The organism is Candidatus Cloacimonadota bacterium, assembly GCA_012516855.1.
In the GTDB taxonomy this organism is placed as follows: domain Bacteria; phylum Cloacimonadota; class Cloacimonadia; order Cloacimonadales; family Cloacimonadaceae; genus Syntrophosphaera.
This window is the reverse complement of the sequence record JAAYWB010000037.1, coordinates 1-1,540: the sequence shown is the minus strand read 5'-3', so window position 1 is coordinate 1,540 and position 1,540 is coordinate 1. Positions and strand designations below refer to the sequence as shown.

Genomic DNA, 1,540 nt, shown 5'->3' with positions numbered 1-1,540 from the left:
GTGACGGTTACCGTGAACCTTACTTCGTTGGCCGTTCCTGAAATAACGATTAGCAAAAGTGCCAGCGGCGTATTGGTTTCCTGGGAACCGGTGACCAACGCCAACTGCTATCACATCTACCGCGCCACCGATCCCTACGGTGATTACGGCACTCTGCCAATCGCCACGGTTCTGGCTCCACAAACCAGTTGGGAAGACACGGAAATTCTGCCCATGGCCTTCTACAAGGTTGTGGCGGCCCTTGAGGACCTTCCCGCCAAGCAATAGTATCCAAAACATCTACCCGGCCTGTTCCCAAGTGAATGGGCCGGGTTTTACCTCCTCTCCGAAAAGGTTGTGCAAAATAAAATGAAACTTTTGCACCAGAAATTGCAATTCACAACTCATCAAAACATCCCCATTTAAAGGATCGATCATGAGGAAAAGCACCATCTTTGGGCCAATTCTGGCCCTGCTCCTGCTCTCACCCCTGTTTCTGACCGGCCAAAACCTGCCCGGTGGATCAGCCTTCAGCGTCACCCGCTCTGGCAGTGAGGGCATCCAGATCAATTTTCAATTGCCTGACTGGGAGGTCGAGGCCGTTGAACGCGACGGCACCAGTTACTCCCGAATCCGGGTGGACGGCATCCCCAACCTCTTCATCGGCGAAGAGGAGACTCTGCCAATCTTCAGCGCCATGGTGGCCATCCCCGTCCGCGGCGGAGTGAACTTGCGCGTTTCCAACGAAGTTTCCGAGAGCCGCTCCGGCCTCCAGCCAGATTTCGCCACCTCCCTGAACGCGGAGCGCCAGGCCGGGCGCCTGGGTGGAATCCTCTATCCGGAACATGCCGTCCTCATCTCCGAACCCCAGGTGCTGCGCGATTTCCGCGTGGTGAGCCTCAACGTCCATCCCTTCCAGTGGAACAGCGCCACGGGAGAACTGCTCGTGCGGGAAAGCCTCACCCTCAACCTCGATTTTGATGACGGCCCCTCCATCAACGAGACGGTCCCGCCCCTCAGCCTTTCCCCAGCTTTCGAGAAGATCTACCGAGGCCTCATCCTTAACTACGATCAGGCGGCAGGCAGGAATGCCAACTACCACAATCCCCGCCTGCTGGTGATTTACGGTAACTACGGGAATGCAACCTATCAGAGCAAGGTGGATGAATACGTGGCCTGGAAACGCCAGAAGGGCTATCAGGTGGACGCCTTCAGCACTGCAACAGCCGGAACTACCTACACAGAGATAAAAACTTTTATCCAAGGCAGATACGACAACCTTAACACACGCCCGGATTATATCACGATCATCGGGGATGATGCCGGTACCATAGCTGTGCCAACCTACAGCACATACATGGATTACTACTACACTTGGCTGGCTGGCGGAGACAACCTTGGCGACGTGGCCATAGGCAGGATTTCGGTGGATTCAGCCGCGGAAATGGTGGACTACATGGCCAAGATCAACATCCTGGAACGTGACATCAACCCAGACTTGGGAGCCTGGCTGGACCGCATGCTGCTGGTGGGCGACTCCTCCACTTCCGGCATATCCACC

Annotated in this window: 2 protein-coding genes; both read left to right on the top strand. The window is 55.8% G+C overall.

The annotated features are described in order from the left end of the window. Nucleotides 1–267: hypothetical protein (locus GX466_03480; GenBank protein ID NLH93268.1), on the top strand; the 267-nt coding region annotated here is incomplete at its 5' end. 148 nt (nt 268–415) lie between these two features. Continuing rightward, nucleotides 416–1,540 (top strand): gingipain R (locus tag GX466_03475; protein NLH93267.1); only part of this gene is annotated, 1,125 nt, incomplete at its 3' end.